General features: G+C 66.0%; 14 protein-coding genes. 11 read left to right on the top strand and 3 right to left on the bottom strand.

The features are described 5' to 3' along the window. Nucleotides 1-100: 100 nt before the first annotated feature. Genes G4G71_RS22105 through G4G71_RS22090 form a run of 4 tightly spaced genes read left to right on the top strand, consistent with a single transcriptional unit; the run spans nucleotide 101 to nucleotide 6,504 of the window. Nucleotides 101-1,246 carry an efflux RND transporter periplasmic adaptor subunit gene (locus tag G4G71_RS22105; RefSeq protein ID WP_065085952.1) on the top strand — a complete coding sequence of 382 codons (1,146 nt, stop codon included), beginning with the start codon at nucleotides 101-103 and terminating at the stop codon, nucleotides 1,244-1,246. After that, nucleotides 1,243-4,338: a multidrug efflux RND transporter permease subunit gene (locus G4G71_RS22100; protein ID WP_169940219.1), complete on the top strand. Its 3,096-nt coding sequence runs from the start codon at nucleotides 1,243-1,245 to the stop codon at nucleotides 4,336-4,338. Before G4G71_RS22105 ends, G4G71_RS22100 begins: the two co-directional genes overlap by 4 nt. Before the next feature lie 49 nt (nucleotides 4,339-4,387). Continuing rightward, nucleotides 4,388-5,080, top strand: coding sequence for a heavy metal response regulator transcription factor (locus G4G71_RS22095; RefSeq protein ID WP_024766145.1), 693 nt, complete (start codon nucleotides 4,388-4,390; stop codon nucleotides 5,078-5,080). Between the two features lie 32 nt (nucleotides 5,081-5,112). Continuing rightward, on the top strand, nucleotides 5,113-6,504 hold the full coding sequence (locus tag G4G71_RS22090) for a heavy metal sensor histidine kinase (protein ID WP_240964969.1): 1,392 nt from the start codon (nucleotides 5,113-5,115) through the stop codon (nucleotides 6,502-6,504). A gap of 165 nt (nucleotides 6,505-6,669) precedes the next feature. Here G4G71_RS22090 and G4G71_RS22085 read toward each other — a convergent pair whose 3' ends face one another. After that, complete coding sequence (locus tag G4G71_RS22085; RefSeq protein WP_169940215.1) at nucleotides 6,670-7,068, bottom strand: YbaN family protein; 399 nt, start codon at nucleotides 7,066-7,068, stop codon at nucleotides 6,670-6,672. 51 nt (nucleotides 7,069-7,119) lie between these two features. Further along, entirely contained in the window at nucleotides 7,120-7,707 is a 588-nt protein-coding gene (locus G4G71_RS22080; protein WP_169940213.1) for a UPF0149 family protein, read from the bottom strand. A 196-nt stretch (nucleotides 7,708-7,903) separates the two neighbouring features. Between G4G71_RS22080 and recQ the strand changes: the two genes are divergently transcribed. The 6 genes from recQ to G4G71_RS22050 all read left to right on the top strand — a co-directional run bounded on the left by recQ (nucleotide 7,904) and on the right by G4G71_RS22050 (nucleotide 15,861). Then, nucleotides 7,904-10,048, top strand: coding sequence for a DNA helicase RecQ (recQ, locus tag G4G71_RS22075; RefSeq protein ID WP_169940211.1), 2,145 nt, complete (start codon nucleotides 7,904-7,906; stop codon nucleotides 10,046-10,048). A 103-nt stretch (nucleotides 10,049-10,151) separates the two neighbouring features. Next, nucleotides 10,152-10,424, top strand: a complete 273-nt coding sequence (locus G4G71_RS22070; protein ID WP_169940209.1) for a hypothetical protein — start codon at nucleotides 10,152-10,154, stop codon at nucleotides 10,422-10,424. Between the two features lie 67 nt (nucleotides 10,425-10,491). Next, a complete protein-coding gene (locus G4G71_RS22065; protein WP_169940207.1) occupies nucleotides 10,492-11,688 on the top strand; it encodes a GGDEF domain-containing protein in 1,197 nt (398 codons plus the stop codon). A 97-nt stretch (nucleotides 11,689-11,785) separates the two neighbouring features. Further along, nucleotides 11,786-12,802, top strand: coding sequence for a DUF2804 domain-containing protein (locus tag G4G71_RS22060; protein WP_169940205.1), 1,017 nt, complete (start codon nucleotides 11,786-11,788; stop codon nucleotides 12,800-12,802). Nucleotides 12,803-12,921: 119 nt separating this feature from the next. Beyond that, nucleotides 12,922-13,356 carry a transcriptional regulator SlyA gene (slyA, locus tag G4G71_RS22055; RefSeq protein WP_169940203.1) on the top strand — a complete coding sequence of 145 codons (435 nt, stop codon included), beginning with the start codon at nucleotides 12,922-12,924 and terminating at the stop codon, nucleotides 13,354-13,356. Between the two features lie 387 nt (nucleotides 13,357-13,743). Next, a complete protein-coding gene (locus tag G4G71_RS22050; RefSeq protein WP_240964827.1) occupies nucleotides 13,744-15,861 on the top strand; it encodes a FimV/HubP family polar landmark protein in 2,118 nt (705 codons plus the stop codon). 204 nt (nucleotides 15,862-16,065) lie between these two features. Here the strand turns inward: G4G71_RS22050 and G4G71_RS22045 are convergent, their stop codons facing one another. Beyond that, on the bottom strand, nucleotides 16,066-18,252 hold the full coding sequence (locus G4G71_RS22045; RefSeq protein ID WP_169940199.1) for a patatin-like phospholipase family protein: 2,187 nt from the start codon (nucleotides 18,250-18,252) through the stop codon (nucleotides 16,066-16,068). Between the two features lie 70 nt (nucleotides 18,253-18,322). On the opposite strand from G4G71_RS22045, the gene G4G71_RS22040 reads away from it, so the two are divergent. Beyond that, the gene (locus tag G4G71_RS22040) at nucleotides 18,323-18,607 is read left to right on the top strand and encodes an Rdx family protein (RefSeq protein ID WP_169940197.1); all 285 of its coding nucleotides are present in this window, start codon (nucleotides 18,323-18,325) and stop codon (nucleotides 18,605-18,607) included. Nucleotides 18,608-18,635 lie beyond the last annotated feature (28 nt).

The raw sequence follows: 18,635 nt of genomic DNA, 5'->3' as shown, positions 1-18,635 counted from the left end.
ACTGACAGGATTGTCATTTAAGGGTCAGCCTCCGGTCCCGGCTGCTGGCTTATAACCCCAGGATGCGGCCGCTGTGGCCGATCCGACGCAGGAGAGCGGGATGCAGGGGCAACGGCGGGTTTGGCTGGCGGCAGGGTTGCTGGGGGTGACGGCGCTGGGAGCAGGCATATGGGGCTTTGCCGGCCGGCACGAGGCGCCGCAGGCCGCAGCCCAGCCAGCCGGCATACCGGTAACCCTGGCGCGAGTGGCCCGCGAGGACCTGGCGCAGAACCTCGACGGCGTCGGCACCGTCACCTCGCTGGCCAGCGTGCTGGTCCGCCCGCAAGTGGAAGGCCAGCTCACCGCGTTGCTCGTCGAAGAGGGGCAGATGGTCAAGCAGGGCGAGCTGCTGGCGACCATCGACGATCGCGCGATCAAGGCTGCGCTGGAGCAGGCCGAGGCGACCAAGCAGAGCAACCAGGCGCAGCTGCGCATCGTCGAGCAGGACCTGGCGCGCTACCAGACGCTGATCCAGCGCGGCTCGATTTCCCGGCAGACGGTGGAGCAGAGCGAGGCCGAAGCCGCCCGCCTGCGTGCCACCCTGCGCGGTAACGACGCCACCATCGACGCGGAGCGCGTGCGCCTGTCCTACACCCGGATCACCTCGCCGGTTGCCGGCCGCGTCGGCATTCGCAATGTGGATGTCGGCAACCTGCTGCGCACCAATGACAGCAGCGGCCTGTTCACCGTCACGCAGATGTCGCCGATCTCGGTGGTCTTCGCCCTGCCGCAGGAAAGCCTGCCAAAGTTGCAACCGCTGATGAGCAGCGATTCCCCGGTCGTGGCGCGCAGCCGCGACGGCGGCCAGTTGCTCGGCGAGGGCCACCTGCGCAGCATCGACAACCAGGTGGCCGCCAGCACCGGCACCATTCGTGTCCGTGCGGTTTTCGACAACAAGGACGGCCAGCTCTGGCCGGGGCAGTTCGTTGCCATCGACCTGCAGTCCGGCGTGCTGCACAACGGCCTGGTGCTGGACAGCCGCGCCGTGCGCCGTGGCCTGGACGGTGCCTTCGTGTTCCGCATCGAGGACGGCAAGGCGCAGAAGGTGCCGGTGCGCATCGTCGCGGAAGTGGACGGGCGCACCATTGTCGAGGGCCTGGCGGTGGACGATGAAGTGGTGCTCGACGGCCATTCACGCCTGACGCCCGGCGCACGCGTGGAGGTGCAGGGCGATGTGCAGGCCCTGGCCCGCCGGAGCGAGCCGTGAGTGTGCGCGCCGGCATGTCCGGCTGGTGCGTGCGCCATCCCATCGCCACCTGCCTGCTGACCATCGCCTCGCTGCTGCTCGGGCTGCTGGCGTTCTTCCGGCTCGGCGTCGCGCCGTTGCCGCAGGTGGATTTCCCGACCATCCAGGTCCAGGCCCTGCTGCCCGGCGGCAGCCCGGAGACCATGGCGTCGTCGGTGGCGACCCCGCTGGAAGTGCAGTTCAGCGCCATTCCCGGCATCACCCAGATGCTTTCCACCAGCGCCCTGGGCTCGACCACCCTGACCCTGCAGTTCGACCTGGACAAGAACATCGACGTTGCCGCCCAGGAGGTCACCGCCGCGATCAACGCCGCCGCCGGCCGCCTGCCGGCGGACATGCCGAACCTGCCGACCTGGCGCAAGATCAACCCGGCAGACAGCCCGATCATGATCGTGCGGGTGAACTCCGAGCTGATGCCGCTGATCGAGCTGAGCGATCTGGCCGAAGTGCTGCTGTCGCGCCAGCTCAGCCAGATCGCCGGGGTGGGGCAGATATTCGTGGTTGGCCAGCAGCGCCCGGCGATCCGCATCCAGGCTCAGCCGGAGAAGCTCGCGGCGTACCGCCTGACCCTGGCCGACCTGCGCCAGTCGCTGCAATCGGCGAGCATCAACCTGGCCAAGGGCGCGCTGTTCGGCGACGGCCGCGTGTCCACCCTGGCGGCCAACGACCAGTTGTTCAGCCCCGAGGAGTACGGCGATCTCGTCGTCGCTTACCGAGCGGGCGCGCCGGTGTTCCTGCGCGACCTGGCGAAGGTGGTGAAGGCGCCGGAAGACGACTACGTGCAGGCCTGGCCGGATGGCCGGCCGGGCGTTGCACTGGTGATCCTGCGCCAGCCCGGCGCGAACATCGTCGAGACCTCCGATGCCATCCAGGCCGAGTTGCCACGCCTGCGCGAAATGCTGCCGGCGGGCGTCGAGGTGGAAGTGCTCAACGACCGCACCCGCACCATTCGTGCCTCGCTGCACGAAGTCGAACTGACCCTGCTGTTGACCATGGGCCTGGTGGTGCTGGTGATGGGGCTGTTCCTGCGCCAGCTGTCGGCGACCCTGATCGTTGCCACGGTGCTGGCGGTGTCGCTCAGCGCCAGCTTTGCGGCGATGTACCTGCTGGGCTTCACGCTGAACAACCTGACCCTGGTGGCGCTGATCATCGCGGTGGGCTTCATCGTCGATGACGCCATCGTCGTGGTGGAAAACATCCACCGCCACCTGGAGCAGGGCAAGGACCGGGTCGAGGCGGCGCTGGCCGGCGCCTCGGAGATCAGCTTCACGGTGGTCTCCATCAGTTTCTCGCTGATCGCCGCCTTTATTCCCTTGCTGTTCATGGGCGGCATCGTCGGCCGGCTGTTCCGCGAGTTCGCAGTGAGCGTCACGGCGGCCATCCTGATCTCGGTGCTGGCCTCGCTGACGGTGGCGCCGATGCTCGCCTCGCGCTTCATGGGCAAGCCGAAGCATGGACATGATGACGGCGGCATCGCCGGCTGGCTGCTGGCGCGCTACGCCAGGGGACTGGACTGGTCGCTCAAGCACCAGCGTACGGTGCTCGCCGGATTCGTGGTCTGCGTGGCCATCGCGGTGGCCGGCTATGTCGGGATTCCCAAGGGCTTCTTCCCGTCCCAGGACACCGCCTTCATCTTCGGTACCACCCAGGCCGCCGAGGACATCTCCTATGCCGACATGGCCGAGAAGCACAAGCAACTGGCGGACATCATCGCCGCCGACCCTGCGGTGCAAAGCTACAACCACGCCATCGGCATCACCGGCGGCAGCCAGAGCCTGTCCAACGGGCGCTTCTGGATCGTGCTCAAGGATCGCGGCGACCGCGACGTGTCGGTGGACGAGTTCATCAACCGCATACGGCCCAAGCTGGCGAAGGTGCCGGGCATCGTTCTCTACCTGCGTTCGGCCCAGGACATCAACCTTGCCACCGGCCCGGTGCGCACCCAGTACCAGTACGCCCTGCGCAGCAACGACAGCGCGGCGCTGGCACTCTGGGCGGATCGGCTGACCCAGCGGCTGAAGGAGGAGGGCGGCCTGCAGGACGTGTCCAACGACCTGCAGATGGGTGCCAGCGTCACCTCGCTGCAGATCGACCGAGTGGCGGCGGCGCGCTTCGGACTGTCCGCCGAAGATGTCAGCCAGACGCTCTACGATGCCTTCGGCCAGCGTCAGGTGGGTGAGTTCCAGACCGAGGTCAACCAGTACAAGGTCATTCTCGAGCTGGATTCCCGACAGCGTGGCCGCGCCGACAGCCTGGCATGGTTCCACCTGCGCTCGCCGCTGACCGGCGAGATGGTCCCGCTGGCGGCGCTGGCGCGGGTCGTGCCGGACAAGTCCGGGCCGCTGCAGATCAACCACAACGGCATGTTCCCGGCGGTGACCCTGTCCTTCAACCTGTCGCCGGGCGTGGCCCTGGGCGATGCCGTGGGATTGGTGCAGCGCGCGCAGGCGGAGATCGGCATGCCGTCGAGCATCAGCGGCGAATTCCAGGGTGCGGCGGCGGCCTTCCAGAGCTCGCTGGCCAGCCAGCCGTTGCTGATCCTGGCTGCGCTGTTCGCGGTCTACGTGATTCTCGGTGTGCTCTATGAGAGTTTCGTGCACCCGCTGACGATCCTCTCGACGCTGCCCTCGGCGGGCATCGGCGCGGTGTTCCTGCTCTGGGGCTGGGGCCTGGAGTTCTCGGTGATGGCGCTGATCGGCCTGGTGCTGCTGATCGGCATCGTCAAGAAGAACGGCATCCTGATGGTCGACTTCGCCCTGGCCGCACAACGCCAGCGAGGGCTGTCACCCTACGACGCGATTCGCGAGGCGTGCCTGGCGCGCTTCCGGCCGATCATGATGACCACGCTGGCCGCGCTGCTGGGCGCTATTCCGCTGATGATCGGCTTCGGCACCGGCTCGGAGCTGCGCCAGCCGCTGGGCGTGGCGGTTGTCGGCGGGTTGCTCGTCAGCCAGGCGCTGACCCTGTTCAGTACGCCGGTTGTGTATCTGGCGCTGGACCGGGTCTTCCACCGCCCGCAGCCTGCGCCGGTGATTGCCGGAGGTGCGGCATGAAGCGCGGCTGGGTAGCATGGCTGGCAGGCGCCACGAACGGAGGGCAGGCATGCGCGTACTGATTGTCGAAGACGAGAGCAAGACCGCCGACTACTTGCAGCGTGGCCTGAGCGAGCAGGGCTTCACCGTGGATGTGGCGGCCAACGGCATCGATGGTCGGCACCTGGCGCTCAACGGTGAATACGACGTCATCGTGCTCGACGTGATGCTTCCCGGTATCGACGGCTACGGCGTACTGCGCGCGTTGCGCGAGCAGCGGCAGACGCCAGTGATCATGCTCACCGCCCGCGAGCGGGTGGAAGACCGCGTGCGCGGCCTGCGCGAAGGCGCCGACGACTACCTGATCAAGCCATTCTCTTTCCTTGAGCTGGTGGCACGCCTGCAGGCCCTGACCCGCCGTGGCGCGCACCTGGAAAGCGCTACGCAGATGCGCATCGCCGACCTGGCCATCGACCTGGTCAGCCGCCGCGTGCAGCGCGGCGGCACGCGCCTGGAACTGACCGCCAAGGAATACTCGCTGCTCTGCGTGCTGGCCCAGCGCAGCGGCGAAATCCTCTCCAAGACGGCCATCGCCGAGCTGGTCTGGGACATCAATTTCGACACCGATACCAATGTCGTCGAGGTCGCCATCAAGCGCCTGCGGGCCAAGCTTGACGGGCCGTTCGACACCAAGCTGCTGCACACCATCCGGGGCATGGGCTACGTGCTGGAGAGCCGCACCGTGCAGGAGCGCGAAGCGTGAAAGGCCTGTCGCTGTCGACGCGCCTGGCCGGCATGTTCGCCGTCGCCGCACTGGGCATCTTCCTGCTCATCGGTTCGGCCATCTATTGCGTGCTCGATGCGCAGATCGAGCGGCTGCAACGCTCGGAGCTGGACACCCGCTTCAACATGGTCGCGCGCATGCTCGACAAGCCCGACCTCGCCGAGCGCTGGCCGCACATGCAGCTCAAGCTCAACACCCTGAGCCAGGAGTACCAACTGATCCGCTTCTGGATCGACAGCGACGACGCGCGCTTCCGCTACGGCAAACCCAACGAGACGGTCAACCGGATGCTCGGCACCGGGAACGGCTATGCCGAGCTTGAGCTGCCCGAACACGACGCACCGCTCTCCGCCCGTGTCGGCCGCCTGCCGGCCAGCGATGGACGACCGGCGCTGGTGCTGCTGGCGGCGATCGACAGCGTGGCATTCAAGAACGCCCGCGAGGCGACGCTGATGACGCTGTTCGTGCTCTCCGCGCTGGGGATCGCGCTGGCGACCTTGTGCGGCCACTGGATTGCCCGCGTTGGTTTGCGGCCGCTGCACGAACTGTCTGCCGAAGCGAGGCAGATCAGCCCCCGCCAGCTGTCCCAGCGGTTGCGCCTGGCCGGGTTGCCGGCGGAGCTGTCGGCGCTGGCCGGCGCCTTCAACGAAGCACTGGACCGGCTGGAGCAGGCTTATCTGCGTCTGGAATCGTTCAACGCCGACGTCGCCCACGAGCTGCGCACGCCCTTGGCCAACCTGATCGGCCAGAGCCAGGTCGCACTGTCCCGCGAGCGCAGCGCACAGGATTACGAGGAGGTGCTGCAGTCCAACCTGGAGGAACTGGAGCGCCTGCGCGCCATCGTCAACGACATGCTGTTCCTCGCCCGCGTCGACCAGGGCGGGCTGGCTGCCGAAAGGGTGGAAACCTCTCTGGCGGCCGAGGTGGCGACGACGTTGGACTTCCTCGAGGTGATCTTCGACGAACAGGGCGTGCAGGTGAATCTGCGCGGCGATGCGCGGGCCTGCGTCGAGCGCGCGCTATTCCAGCGCGCGGTGACCAACCTGCTCTACAACGCCGCCCAGCACACCGCTCCGGGCGGGCGCATCGACGTACGCCTGAGCGGCGAGCGCGGCGCCGCGCTGGTGGAAGTCAGCAACCCCGGCGAGCCGATCACGGCCGAGCAACGCGCGCGGCTGTTCGAGCGCTTCTATCGCGCCGACATGGCCCGCGCCAACAGCCAGAGCAACCATGGGCTGGGGTTGTCCATCGTCAAGGCGGTGGCGAGCATGCACGGCGGCTCGGTGTTCGTGCGCAGCGAGGGCGGGGTGAATACCTTCGGCTTTACCGTGGATGCGGTGGGGCCAGTTGGGCCGGCGCAGGATGATCAGCAGGATGTTAAGGGCGAAGTGGTGCCAGTCTGAGGGCTTCAGTGCTTGGGCAATAGCCCTCTCCCTAACCCTCTCCCTGAAGGGAGAGGGGACTGGATCGGCATCAGGCGACTCACCGAGTTGGCCGGGCGCCGTCAACGGCCCGTTCTCCCTTTAGGGAGAGGGCTGGGGGAGAGGGTATTCGACCCCGCAGCGGACTTAATCCAGGTGCCGCGTCTTCGTCCGAATCAGGTAGATGCTCACCAGCGTCGCACTGGTCAGCATGAACGCCCAGGCCCAGGGCCGCTGCACGATGAATCCTGAAATCAGGATGCTGCACCACATCAGGCCGATGGCGTAGACCTTGCCCTTGAGCGGAATACCTTCGCCGTCGAGGTAGTCGCGAATCCACGGGCCGAGTTTCGGATGGTTCACCAGCCAGTCGTAGAAACGCTGGGAGCTGCGCATGAAGCAGGCGGCGGCGAGCAGCAGGAAGGGCGTGGTGGGCAGCACCGGCAGGAAGATGCCGATCACGCCCAGCGCGACGCTCAGCCAACCTACACCCAGCAGGCAGTAGCGAACCCAGGCGTGGCGGCTTTGGCGGATTTCTCGTGGCATCGACGTACGCGTAGCGAATCCGGAGCCGCGTTGCGCGGCTCCGGCAGTGGATCAGTGGGTGCGGGGCTTGAGCAGGGCCGGTTTTTCTTCCGGGGCCTGGCACAGCAGGAACAGGTTGGTCAGCAATTCGGGAATCTGCGCGACCATGTCGTCCACCAGCCCGCGGTCGCTGGCGATCTCGTCGAACTCGGGCTGTTCGTCGAACAGGCCGGAACCGACCATGATCGGCAGCAGCAGCTCGCTGACTTCTTCCTCGGCCTGTTCGAACCACACCGCTTCACGCAGGAACACGCCTTCCATGAAGCCGATGCACCAGCCGCGGATGTCGGAATCGTCCGGCTCGTCGCCCAGGTAGGGTTCGCAGGGCAGTTCCAGCTCTTCGTCACCGGCCATCTGGCGGATGATATGCGCCTTGAGCTGGACCAGGGTGGACTCGATCTCGCTGCGCTCTTCCTCGCTGCGGTAGTGCGGCGACTCGGCGAACAGGGCGTCGATCCACTCGCGCTCCGGCACTTCCTCCGGGCAGATCGCCAGGGCGGTCAGGTAGCCGTGTGCCGCCACGTAGTCCAAGGCTTCCTCGTGCAGGTCATCGGCATCGAGAAAGGCTTGCAGGCGGGACAATTGGTCGGCGAAGGACATCGGGTACTACCTCGGAGGTGATCGGTCCCGAATTGTAGTCCTTCCGGGGGCCCGCGGCAAAAGCCAAATGCCCGTGCAGCCTGAGCCGACGCGGGGTTCGGACGCATGTGACGGATTTTTCCGCAGTTTCCCGGACAAGGTGCCGGCTGTGGGCGGATGGCTTGCGTATAATGCGCGGCTTCATTCGGAGTCCCTCATGCTCGATCAGGCCCTGCGCATCCTCAAAGACGTTTTCGGTTACGACGCCTTCCGCGGCAATCAGGCGCGGATCATCGAGCGCGTGGCCAACGGCGGCGATGCGCTGGTACTGATGCCCACCGGGGGCGGCAAGTCGCTGTGCTTCCAGGTCCCGGCGCTGCTGCGCGACGGCCTGACGGTGGTGGTCTCGCCGCTGATCGCGCTGATGGAAGACCAGGTCGCCACACTCGATGAGCTGGGCGTGCCGGTGGCGGCGCTGAACTCTTCGCTGAGCCCCGAGGCCCAGCGCGAGATCGCCGCACGCCTTCAGCGTGGCGAAATCAAGCTGCTCTATCTTGCGCCCGAGCGTCTGGTACAGCCGCGCATGCTGGACTTCCTGCAGCGTCTGGAGATCGGCCTGTTCGCCATCGACGAGGCGCACTGCGTGTCGCAGTGGGGCCATGACTTCCGCCCCGAATACCTGCAGTTGGGCCAGCTCGCCGAATTGTTCCCGCATGTGCCGCGCATCGCCCTGACCGCCACGGCGGACATGCGCACCCGCGAAGAGATGATCCAGCGCCTGCACCTGCAGGATGCCGAGCAGTTCCTCTCCAGCTTCGACCGTCCGAACATCTTCTACCGCATCGTGCCCAAGGAGCAGCCACGCAAGCAGTTGCTGGGCTTCCTGGCCGAGCGCCGGGGCGATGCCGGTATCGTCTACTGCATGTCGCGCAAGAAGGTCGAGGAGGTTGCCGACTTCCTCTCCGCCCAGGGCTTTCCGGCGCTGCCGTATCACGCCGGGCTGTCCAACGACCTGCGCGCCTATCACCAGAAGCGCTTCCTCAACGAGGAAGGGCTGATCATGGTCGCCACCGTCGCCTTCGGCATGGGCATCGACAAACCCAACGTGCGCTTCGTCGCGCACCTGGACCTGCCGAAAAGCCTCGAGGCGTACTACCAGGAAACCGGCCGCGCCGGCCGTGACAGCCTGCCCGCCGACGCCTGGATGGCCTACGGCCTGCAGGACGTGTTGCTGCTGCGGCAGATGATGCAGAACTCCGAAGGCGACGAACGCCACAAGCGTGTCGAGCGGCACAAGCTCGAAGCCATGCTGGCGCTGTGCGAGGAAACCCGCTGCCGCCGCCAGGCGCTGCTGGCCTACTTCGACGAGGTGATGCCCAACCCCTGCGGCCATTGCGACATCTGCGTCGATGGCGTGGAGACCTGGGACGCCACCGAGCCCGCGCGCCAGGCGTTGTCGGCCATCTACCGCAGCGGCCAGCGCTACGGCGTCGGCCACCTGGTAGACGTACTGCTGGGCAAGGACACCGAGAAGGTGCGCAGCGTCGGTCACCAGCACCTGGCGGTGTTCGGCATCGGCAAATCCCGCGCCGAGGACGAATGGCGCACGCTGTTCCGCCAACTGGTCGCCCGTGGCTTCGCCGATGTGGACGTCGACGGCTTCAACGGCCTGCGCCTGACCGAGGCCTGCCGTCCGTTGCTGCGCGGCGAAGAGACGCTGGCCCTGCGCCGTGATCCGAAGCCGCAGCGCAACAAGTCGTCCTCTTCCGGCGGGGCCAGTTCGGCGAGCCAGCTGGTGCGCCAGGAAGAGCGCGAGATGTGGGAAGTCCTGCGCACCCTGCGGCGCAAGCTGGCGCAGGAGCACTCGGTGCCGCCCTACGTCATCTTCCCCGATGCGACTCTGCTGGAGATGCTGCGCAGCCAGCCGCGCTCGCTGTCGGAAATGGCCCAGGTCAGCGGCGTCGGCGCACGCAAGCTGGAGCGCTACGGCCAGGCCTTCCTCGATGTACTCACCGAATCCGAGGCGGCGCCCGCCACTCCGGCACCGGTGGCCGACCTCAGCCACGAACTGGTCACCCTGGCCCGCGCCGGCATGACCCCGGCGCAGATCGCCCGACAGCTCGATTGCAGCGAGAAGAACGTCTACAGCCTGCTGGCCGAAGCCATCGGCAAGCAGCAGCTGGGCCTGGAACAGGCGTTGGACCTGCCCGAGGAACTTCTCGGCGAAATCCAGGATGCCTTCCTCGACGAGGACGGTGAGCTGCCGCCGGTGACGGCTATCGCCGAGCTGTTCGAAGGCCGCGTCCCGCTGGGCGTTCTGCATTGCGTGCGCGCCGCCCTGCAGGCCGAGCTGGAAGTCTGATCGCGCCGAAATACGGCGTTACAGATGAAATATCAATGTGCCAGCAACGGCGCCTTTTCCCACCAGTCATAGCTGTCAGTACGGATCACTTTCGGAGTGACAGATGGCGAGCTGGGTGCGGGTAGTGGCGGGGCTGCTGGTCGTCGGGCAACTCAGCGGATGTGCCAGTGGTGGCGGGCTGACCGAAGGTGGCAAGAACGCCTTGATCGGCGTTGCGGCGGTCGCGCTGGTCGCAGGGCTGGTCATCATGTCCAAGGACGATGACGACGACGGTCGAGACTGCCGCAAGCATCACAATCGCTCCGAGCGCCGCTATTGCAATGACTCGTACTACGACCACGACCGCTACCGGAACTCCCGTGATGATCGCTGGTGAGTGCTTTGCCCTGTCAGTTTCGTGACGGGGCAAAACGACAAACTTGTGACGCACGTCCCGAACGGCTATGGTGGCACTTAGACCTCCACGAGAAGAGGTGAGCGTGCCACAACAACAAAGCTGGCTGGACGACGTCCGCTCCAATGCCTATGCCGAACAGCTCTCCCGGGGCTTTCGCCGCCTGCGTTTCGAACCCGACCTCGAGACCCAGTACCGCCATTACCTGCTCGAAGACAGCTTCGATCTCAAGCGCACCGCGCTGACCATCGGCGTGCTGATCTGGCTGGCGCTGGCGGCCATCGATTTCCTCCTCATCCGTGGTCCCGAACACTGGCAGATGCTTGCCGTGCGTATCGGCGTGCTGGTGCTGCTGACCGTCTGCGGCGGGTTGATCCTGCAGCGTCGCCATATCCACCTGCTGGTGCCGCTCAGCCTGGCCTGCATCCTCAGCGTCGGCATCGGCGCGGCGGCAGTCGCCGGCATCGCCCACACCGTCGACCAGAGCTATCCCTACGAAGGGCTGTTGCTGGTCAGCATGGCTGCCTACTTCCTGATCGGCCTGCGCTTCGCCGAGGCGGTGGGCAGTGCTTCCGTGATCCTGCTGGCCTACGTGGGCTTCGAGCTGTATGCCGGGCTGCCGCTGCCCAAGCTGGTCAGCAACGTGGTCTTCCTGCTGTTCGGCAACCTGGTCGGCGCGGTGGGCTGCTACCTGCTGGACTACAAGTCCCGCCAGCATTTCCTGATCAGCCGCCTGCTCAAGGTAATGGCCGAGCATGACGCGCTGACCGGCCTGCACAATCGACGCAGCTTCAACCGTCAGCTGGAACGCCTGTGGCGCCAGGCACAGCGCGAGAGTGTGGGATTAGCGCTGCTGCTCTGCGATGTCGACCATTTCAAGGCCTACAACGACCGCTACGGCCACCAGGCCGGAGATGGTGTGTTGCAGCGTATCGGCGAGGTGCTGATGGCCAGTGCCCGGCGCCCGCTGGATATGGCTGTGCGCCTGGGCGGTGAGGAATTCGCCGTGCTGCTTTACGGCGCCAGCGAGCGTGAGGCGAGGGAGCGTGCCGAGGTGTTGCGCGGAGCGGTGCAGGGTCTGGGCATCGTCCACGAAGGCTCGCTGACGGCGGATGAGGTGACGCTCTCCATCGGCGTTTCCTGCCTTTGGCCGGAGACCGGGCATCCGCTGCGCAGCATCTACGAGCACGCCGACCGTGCGCTCTACGAGGCCAAGGCGTTCGGGCGCAACCAGGTCGTCGCCTGATGGCCCATTCCGTCCCCCGAGCTGGCGCCGTGCGTGACTGCGGCGGGCGGGGAGCCGGTGCTAGGATTCGCCGCACCCTGCCACCGAGCCCGCGCCCATGCAGCAGCTGATCCAGCCCAACGGCCAACCGCACTACGGCATCTTTCCCGGCACCCCGGCGACCATCAATCACCGCGACTTCGACTTCCGCTCGCCCATGGGGCGCCGCCTTGGCGCGTTGAGCAAGTGGCGCAGCTTCCACCAGTTCCAGTACTTCGGCCTGATCAGCCCGACGCTGATCGGCGGCTGCGCGCTGGCGGACCTCAGCCTGCTGTCCATCGGTTTCGTCTACCTCTACCACCCCGAGAGCGGGCGGATGATCGAGCGCCAGTTCAAGTGCCCGCTGGGCATGGGCTCGAACTTCTCGCAATCGCCCAACGATGGCGTCTGCGAACTGCGCCAGGGTCGCAACTTGTTGCGCCTGGAGAACGGCACCTCCCCCCTGGAGAAGCGCCTGCTGGTGGAGCTGGACGACGGCACCCGCATCGACGCGCGCTTCAGCGAGGAAGAACCGGCCTTCGATCCCATGAGCATCTGCACCCCGGCGGCAGTGAACGGTTGGGTCTACGCACGCAAGGTGGCCGGCGTTCATTGCCATGGCGAGGTGCGAAGCGCACTGGGCGACTACGATCTGCGCCAGCTGGATGCTTATGCGCACCACGACTGGTCCGCCGGCTACATGCGCCGCGAGACGTTCTGGAACTGGGCGTGCCTGTCCGGCGAAGCGCAGGGGCGGCGTGTCGGCCTGAATCTGTCCTGCGGGGTCAACGAGACCAGCTTCACCGAGAACTGCTACTGGCTCGACGGCCAATTGGTGAAGGTCGACACGGTGCGTTTCGAGTTCGACCGCGATCATCCGCTGCAGCCCTGGACCATCCGCTCCTACGACGGCCAGGTCGAACTGCGCTTCGAAGCCCACGGCCTGCATCAGGAACGCCTGAACCTCGGCGTGCTGGCGAGCAACTTCAAGCAGATCTTCGGGCGCTTCAGCGGCGTGCTGAAACCGGCAGGGCAGGCCGAGGTGCGCATCGACAATCTGTGGGGCTTCGTCGAAGACCAATATGCGAAATGGTGAGGCCCCAGGTCACACCCTGCGACAATCTGTCATTGTACGGGCTTGATTAGCTGGCTAATAATTAGTCAAATCAACTTAGCCGACTCATCCTCGATTCTCTCAGTAGAAAGCCCGACGCAATGTCAGATAACGATAAGCACTACTTCGGTACCCAATTGGCCCAGGCTTCACGTGCATGGCGGGCTGAACTCGACCGCCGTCTCAGTCATCTCGGACTTTCCCAGGCGCGCTGGCTGGTGCTGCTGCACCTGGCGCGTCACTCCGCCGCTCCCACCCAGCGCGAGCTCGCGCAATCGGTCGGGGTCGAAGGTCCGACGCTGGCCCGTCTGCTGGACGGCCTCGAAGCCCAAGGCCTGGTCCGGCGGCAAGCCGTGGCCGAAGACCGTCGCGCCAAGCGCATCGCCCTGACCCCCAAGGCAGACGTGCTGATCACCGACATCGAGAACATCGCCGCCGCGGTTCGCAACGAAGTACTGGCGGGGATTACCGAGGAAGAAATCGCGCTGTGCCAGAAAACGCTCAGTCGGATTCTCGGCAACCTTGAGCGAAACTGAGCAATTCATCACGTTATTCGGGTAAAGTAGCCATTTTTCTGGCGGTCCTATGCAGGGCCGCTGGCCATTCGCTATCCACTCCCTAACCATTCGCCGGTTTTTCGACGATTTATCTTGACCAAACCCAGTGCACCACCTAATCCGTGATATCAGACGGCCTGTACTCTGCAAGGTACAGTGGGTAGTGCGTGACGGTCTGTAGTCCGGCATGGCTTCAAGTGTGTGGACAGGTTCAGCCTGCTGCTTTCGAGTGGTCAGGGAATGGCGTGCAGACCCGGACAATGGGATGGGGTTATGGCTCGAATAAATAGAATTCCGCTGACGCTTGCCGCACTTTCGGTTTTTGTCTCCGCTCACGCGAATGCCCTCGGTCTCGGGGAAATCACGTTGCACTCCGGGCTGAACCAGCCGCTGGATGCCGAGATCGCCCTGCTGCAGACCGGCGACATGACGTCCGACGAACTGGTGGCCAAGCTCGCCAGCCCCGCGGACTACGAGAATGCCGGGGTCGACCGCTTCGTGTTCCTGCAGAACCTGCGCTTCACTCCGGTGATTCGCAACGGCCGTGGCTACATCAAGGTGGTGTCCACGCAGCCGGTACACGAGCCTTACCTGAATTTCCTGATTGCCGTGGAGCGCCCCAACGGCCGCCTGCTGCGCGAGTACACCGTGCTCATCGATCCGCCGGAGTACAGCGCCAACCGCAGCCTGGCCGCCAATCTGGCGAGCAGCGTGCCGGCGCCTTCGCGGGCTTCCGGCTATCGCGCGGAACCTGTGCGCAGGGCTCCGGCGCAACCGTCGTTGCCGGCTGGCGATGGCCGCTACACCACGGTGCGCAATGACACTTTGTGGAAGATCAGTTCGCGCCTGAGCGGCACTGGCGTTTCGCGCTCGCAACTGATGGACAGCATCGTCGCGCTGAATCCGCAGGCCTTCGTCAATGGCGATCCGCATCGACTGAAGGTCGGCCAGACGCTGATCCTGCCTCAGGGCCAGCAGCTCGCCGGCAATACTGCCGCGCCCGCTCCACAGGCAGCTTCGACCGAGGCATCCACGCCTGCCGCGCCCGCAGCCGCAGCCGCAGTCGCAGCCCCGACTCAGGCCCAGGGCAGCACCGCCGCGTCGACCGCGCCGGCCGGTGGAGCCGATGCCGCCAAGGTCGAGGCCGACCTGCTCCTGGCCAACGCCCAGCGCGACCAGTTGAACCAGCGCATGGACGCCATGCAGAAGCAGCTGGAGTCCCTGCAGCAGGCGCTGCAGAGCCGCGACCAGCAGGTGCAGACGCTGCAGGCCGAGCTGGATCGCCGCCAGGGCGAAGCCGCCTCCGGCAATGCCCCGGCAGCCGATGCGCCTACGGCCAATGCGCCAACCAATGCCATTCCCGCTGCCCCCAATGCGGTGGCGCCGGCGCAGCAGGATGCCCCGGCTGCGAGCGTTGCCCAGCCGGCGACCCCGGTGCAGGACGCGCAGGACAGCGGTTTCAACTACTGGCCATGGCTGGGTGCTGGTGCTCTCGGCGCACTGTTGGTCGGCCTGCTGTTCGCCCGCCGCAAGCGCGAGGAAAAACCGGTCGAGATGCCGCCCCTGCAGGCGGCCCCCGAGCCGGTCAGACCGCTCCCGCCGGCCAAGCCGCTGGCCGCTGCCGTTGTGGCTCCGGTACCGATTCCGCATCCGGTAGTGATCGCCACTCCGGAACCGGGCGTCGCCCGGCTGCCGGCCGCCAGCGCAGACAGTCTGGAAGGTGCGGATATCTACATCGCTTACGGCCGCTTCAACCAGGCCCGCGACATGCTGCGCAAGGCCGTCAATGCCGAGCCGAACCGCCGCGAGCTGCGCATGAAGCTGCTGCTGGTGCTGGCCGAGCTGGGTGACGTGGCAGGCTTCCATGAGGAAGAGCACGCCCTGGTGGCTGTCGGCGGCGACCAGAAGCAGATCGACCAGCTCAAGTCGCGTTATCCGGCGATGCTGATTCGCCCGGAAGACACCCTCCAGGCGCCCACCGGGGAGACGCTGACCGATTGGGACGATCTCGAGCTGGGCGAGCCGGTGGCCGCCCCCGCGGAGCAGCCCAAGGCGGCCCAGGACCAGCCGGACTTCGCCATGAACCTCAGCGACCTGTCGCTGGACCTGGACTGGGACAAGCTCGACAACCCCTTCGAGTCGCCCAAGCAGGGCAAGGCTGCTTCCAAGGCTGCCCAGGAAGTGCCATCGGACTTCCGCAGCAACCTGCATGAACTGCCGGAAATCACCGAGCTGGACCTGGGCGAGCACGGCGAGATGTTTGGCCATGGCAACAAGGCCCAGGTGGAGGATGACCTGACCTTCGACCTGCCCGACGACATCGGTCACGAGCATGATGAGTTGCTGGCCAGCCTCGACCGTGCACGCAAATGCATCGACCAGGGCAACCTGGAAGAAGCCTACGGCATCCTCAAACAGGTGATCGCCAGTGGCGACTCCAAGGCCAAGGCTGAAGCGCGCGAGCTGCTGGCGCTGATTGCCTGATCCGCTGTCTGAATGAAAAAGCCCGGCACATGCCGGGCTTTTTCATTTGCGAGGGGCCGATACTGCGCACCTCGCGAGGATCGGGCCGCGAAGGCTGTTGCAGGAGCGAGCTTGCTCGCCAACCGCCTGGCGCCGGAGCTGTCGGAGGGATCGTTCGCGAGCAAGCTCGCTCCTACAGGTTTCCCGCACCTTCTGCGTGAGGCCTTAGAAATTGCGGCCCAGGTTGATGTACACCGCGTGCTCGCTGGCATCGTTCAGGCCGTAGCTGAAGGACAGCGGCCCGAGCGGCGTCTCGAAGCCCATCAGGATGCTGCCGGCGTTGATGTAGCCGGTGTCGTAGCTGTTGTCGTTGTTCCACACCCGCCCGCGCTCCAGGCTGCCGCCCAGGTAGAAGGGGAAGTCCAGCGGCAGGAACGATCGCTCGGTCATGCGCCGGTAGTAGATGACCCGGCCGAGGCTGTAGTTCTGCCCCGCGAGGGCATCCTGGCGATAGCCGGAGAGTTGCCGCGCGCCGCCGAGCAGAAAGCTCGACACCACCACCTCGGCGTCATCGATGGTGCGGCCGTAGCCGCCGCCCAGCAGCCAGGTGTTGGGGCCGCTGCTCAACGCCTTGTCCAGGCGCAAATCCCATTGCCGGTAGCGGTCGTCGTCGCCCAGGGACGGCGTGTGCTCGCGGAAGGAGGTCTGGATGTTCTCGCCTTCGCGTGGGAAGTCGACGTTGTCCATGGTGTCGAAGGAATACTTGAGCTCGGCGTAGCCTTCGGTGAAGTGGAAGTCCGGCAGGTCCTGTTCGCCCACGCGTACGTCGGCCTTGCCGAAGGCCTGGGCGACGCCGAGGCGGATCTCGCCGTTGTTGGCGATCTGCCGGCCAAGGTTCAACCCGTAGCCATAGCGCTCCAGGCGGTACTCGGCGATGGGGTCGTCGTTGTCGGTGGCCTCGACGTTCTGCGCCTCGTTGAATACGTAGGGAGCGACGAAGTAGCGCGAGCCCACGTCCAGCGGTTGGTAGAACTCGCTGTAGAGTTCCTGCTGGTCGCCGATCTGCAGGCGAGTCAGCCATTCCGCGCCGAGGCGGTTGATACCGTTCATGCGGTAGCTGCCGCCCACGTTGAAGGTGCTGTCGCCGCGCAGGTCGTCGGAGAGGTTCAGGCCCAGGCGCAGGTAGTCGGTGCCGCCGCGCTTGCCATAGGCGTGGATCACCAGCGCATTGCCATCCTTGCGGTGCACGACCCGGTACTGAACCTGGTCGAAATAATCCAGGCCGTAGAGGGTGCTCATGTCGCGCTGCAGGCGTTCCAGGTCCAGGTGCTCGCCCAGCGGCTGGCGGATGTAATGGAGGATGACGTCGTCGCTGACCTTGGAGTTGTTCTCCACCTCGATGCGGTCGATCACCGGTTGGCGCTCGCCCGGTGTGCGCGCCTCGTTCAGCGCCACCGCCTGGGCGTCGGCGGGTTTGCGCAGCGCTGCCAGGCGCGGGGCGAGGATGCTGGTGGCGCGGTAGCCGGCGTCGATCAACTGCGGCACGCGGCCGAAGTCGGTGGAGCTGTAGCCACTGAGCGGCGGCTGCACCAGGATATCGCTGGATTTCAGGGTGGCCAGCTGTGCTTCGGAGTTCTTGCGGGTCATCAGGGTGATGGACTGGTTGAGCATGTCCACCACGGTGGCCAGCTGCTTGCGGTCCAGCAGCGGGTTGCCGATGTCGACCACGATGACCACGTCGACGCCCATCTGCCGGGCCACGTCCACCGGAATGTTGTCGACCATGCCGCCGTCCACCAGCAGCTTGCCGTTGACCTCCACCGGCGCGAACACCGCCGGGATCGACATGCTGGCGCGGATCGCCTGGGGCAGGTGGCCCTTGCTGAACACCACTTTCTCGCCGGTGGAGATATCGGTGGCCACTGCGCGGAAGGGAATCGCCAGCTGATCGAAGTCGCGGGTATCGCTGGTGTGCACCAGCAGGCTTTCCAGCAGCATCGACAGGTTCTGCCCCTGGATGGCACCCAGCGGCAGGCCGAGGGTGCCGTCGTCGCGGAAGCTGAGCTTCTGCTTCACCAGGAAATCGCGGTCGTCCTGCTTGCGGCGGAAGGGCACGTCGACCCGCGGCGGCGAGTCGGACAGCGCTTCCTTCCAGTCCAGCCCCAGGGCGAGTTGTTCCAGCTCCTTTGGCGTATAGCCCGCTGCATAGAGGCCGCCGATCACTGCGCCCATGCTGGTGCCGGCGATGGCGTCGACATGGATGCCCTGTTCGTCCAGCGCCTTCAGCACGCCGATGTGCGCCAGGCCGCGCGCTGCGCCGCCGGAGAGGACCAGGCCGATCTTCGGTGGAGTGTTCGCCGCCAGGGCGCCGAGGGGAAGGAGCAGGAGGAGGGCGAACAGCAGTCGGCGCATGAAGAGAAGAGTCCGGTAGGGCATTTCAGAGCGGTATTATAGGTTCGCGTCCTACTGCAGAGTCTGATTCATGTCCGAAGCCAAAGCCGAAATCGTCATCACCTATTGCACCCAGTGCCAGTGGCTGCTGCGCGCCGCCTGGCTGGCCCAGGAACTGCTGAGCACCTTTGGCGACGACCTGGGCAAGGTCAGCCTGGTGCCGGGCACTGGTGGGGTCTTCCACATCACCTGCGACGCCGAGCAGATCTGGGAGCGCAAGGCCGACGGCGGTTTCCCCGAGGCCAAGGTGCTCAAGCAGCGCGTGCGCGACCGCATCGATCCGCAGCGCGACCTGGGCCATAACGATCGTTCCTGAAGCGTCGCGGTACCGGTCGGCGGAACCA

This window comes from Pseudomonas multiresinivorans (genome assembly GCF_012971725.1).
GTDB classification, from domain to species: domain Bacteria; phylum Pseudomonadota; class Gammaproteobacteria; order Pseudomonadales; family Pseudomonadaceae; genus Pseudomonas; species Pseudomonas multiresinivorans.
The sequence above is the reverse complement of the archived record's forward strand: the minus strand, read 5'-3'. Positions and strand labels throughout refer to the sequence as shown.

Excerpts from the sequence above, each read along its gene's own strand:
- G4G71_RS22105 (WP_065085952.1), top strand. The coding sequence starts at position 101 with ATGCAGGGGCAACGGCGGGTTTGGCTGGCGGCAGGGTTGCTGGGGGTG.
- G4G71_RS22095 (WP_024766145.1), top strand. The coding sequence starts at position 4,388 with ATGCGCGTACTGATTGTCGAAGACGAGAGCAAGACCGCCGACTACTTG.
- G4G71_RS22090 (WP_240964969.1), top strand. The coding sequence starts at position 5,113 with ATGTTCGCCGTCGCCGCACTGGGCATCTTCCTGCTCATCGGTTCGGCC.
- G4G71_RS22085 (WP_169940215.1), bottom strand. The coding sequence starts at position 7,068 with ATGCCACGAGAAATCCGCCAAAGCCGCCACGCCTGGGTTCGCTACTGC.
- G4G71_RS22080 (WP_169940213.1), bottom strand. The coding sequence starts at position 7,707 with ATGTCCTTCGCCGACCAATTGTCCCGCCTGCAAGCCTTTCTCGATGCC.
- recQ (WP_169940211.1), top strand. The coding sequence starts at position 7,904 with ATGCTCGATCAGGCCCTGCGCATCCTCAAAGACGTTTTCGGTTACGAC.
- G4G71_RS22070 (WP_169940209.1), top strand. The coding sequence starts at position 10,152 with ATGGCGAGCTGGGTGCGGGTAGTGGCGGGGCTGCTGGTCGTCGGGCAA.
- G4G71_RS22065 (WP_169940207.1), top strand. The coding sequence starts at position 10,492 with ATGGTGGCACTTAGACCTCCACGAGAAGAGGTGAGCGTGCCACAACAA.
- G4G71_RS22060 (WP_169940205.1), top strand. The coding sequence starts at position 11,786 with ATGCAGCAGCTGATCCAGCCCAACGGCCAACCGCACTACGGCATCTTT.
- slyA (WP_169940203.1), top strand. The coding sequence starts at position 12,922 with ATGTCAGATAACGATAAGCACTACTTCGGTACCCAATTGGCCCAGGCT.
- G4G71_RS22045 (WP_169940199.1), bottom strand. The coding sequence starts at position 18,252 with ATGCGCCGACTGCTGTTCGCCCTCCTCCTGCTCCTTCCCCTCGGCGCC.
- G4G71_RS22040 (WP_169940197.1), top strand. The coding sequence starts at position 18,323 with ATGTCCGAAGCCAAAGCCGAAATCGTCATCACCTATTGCACCCAGTGC.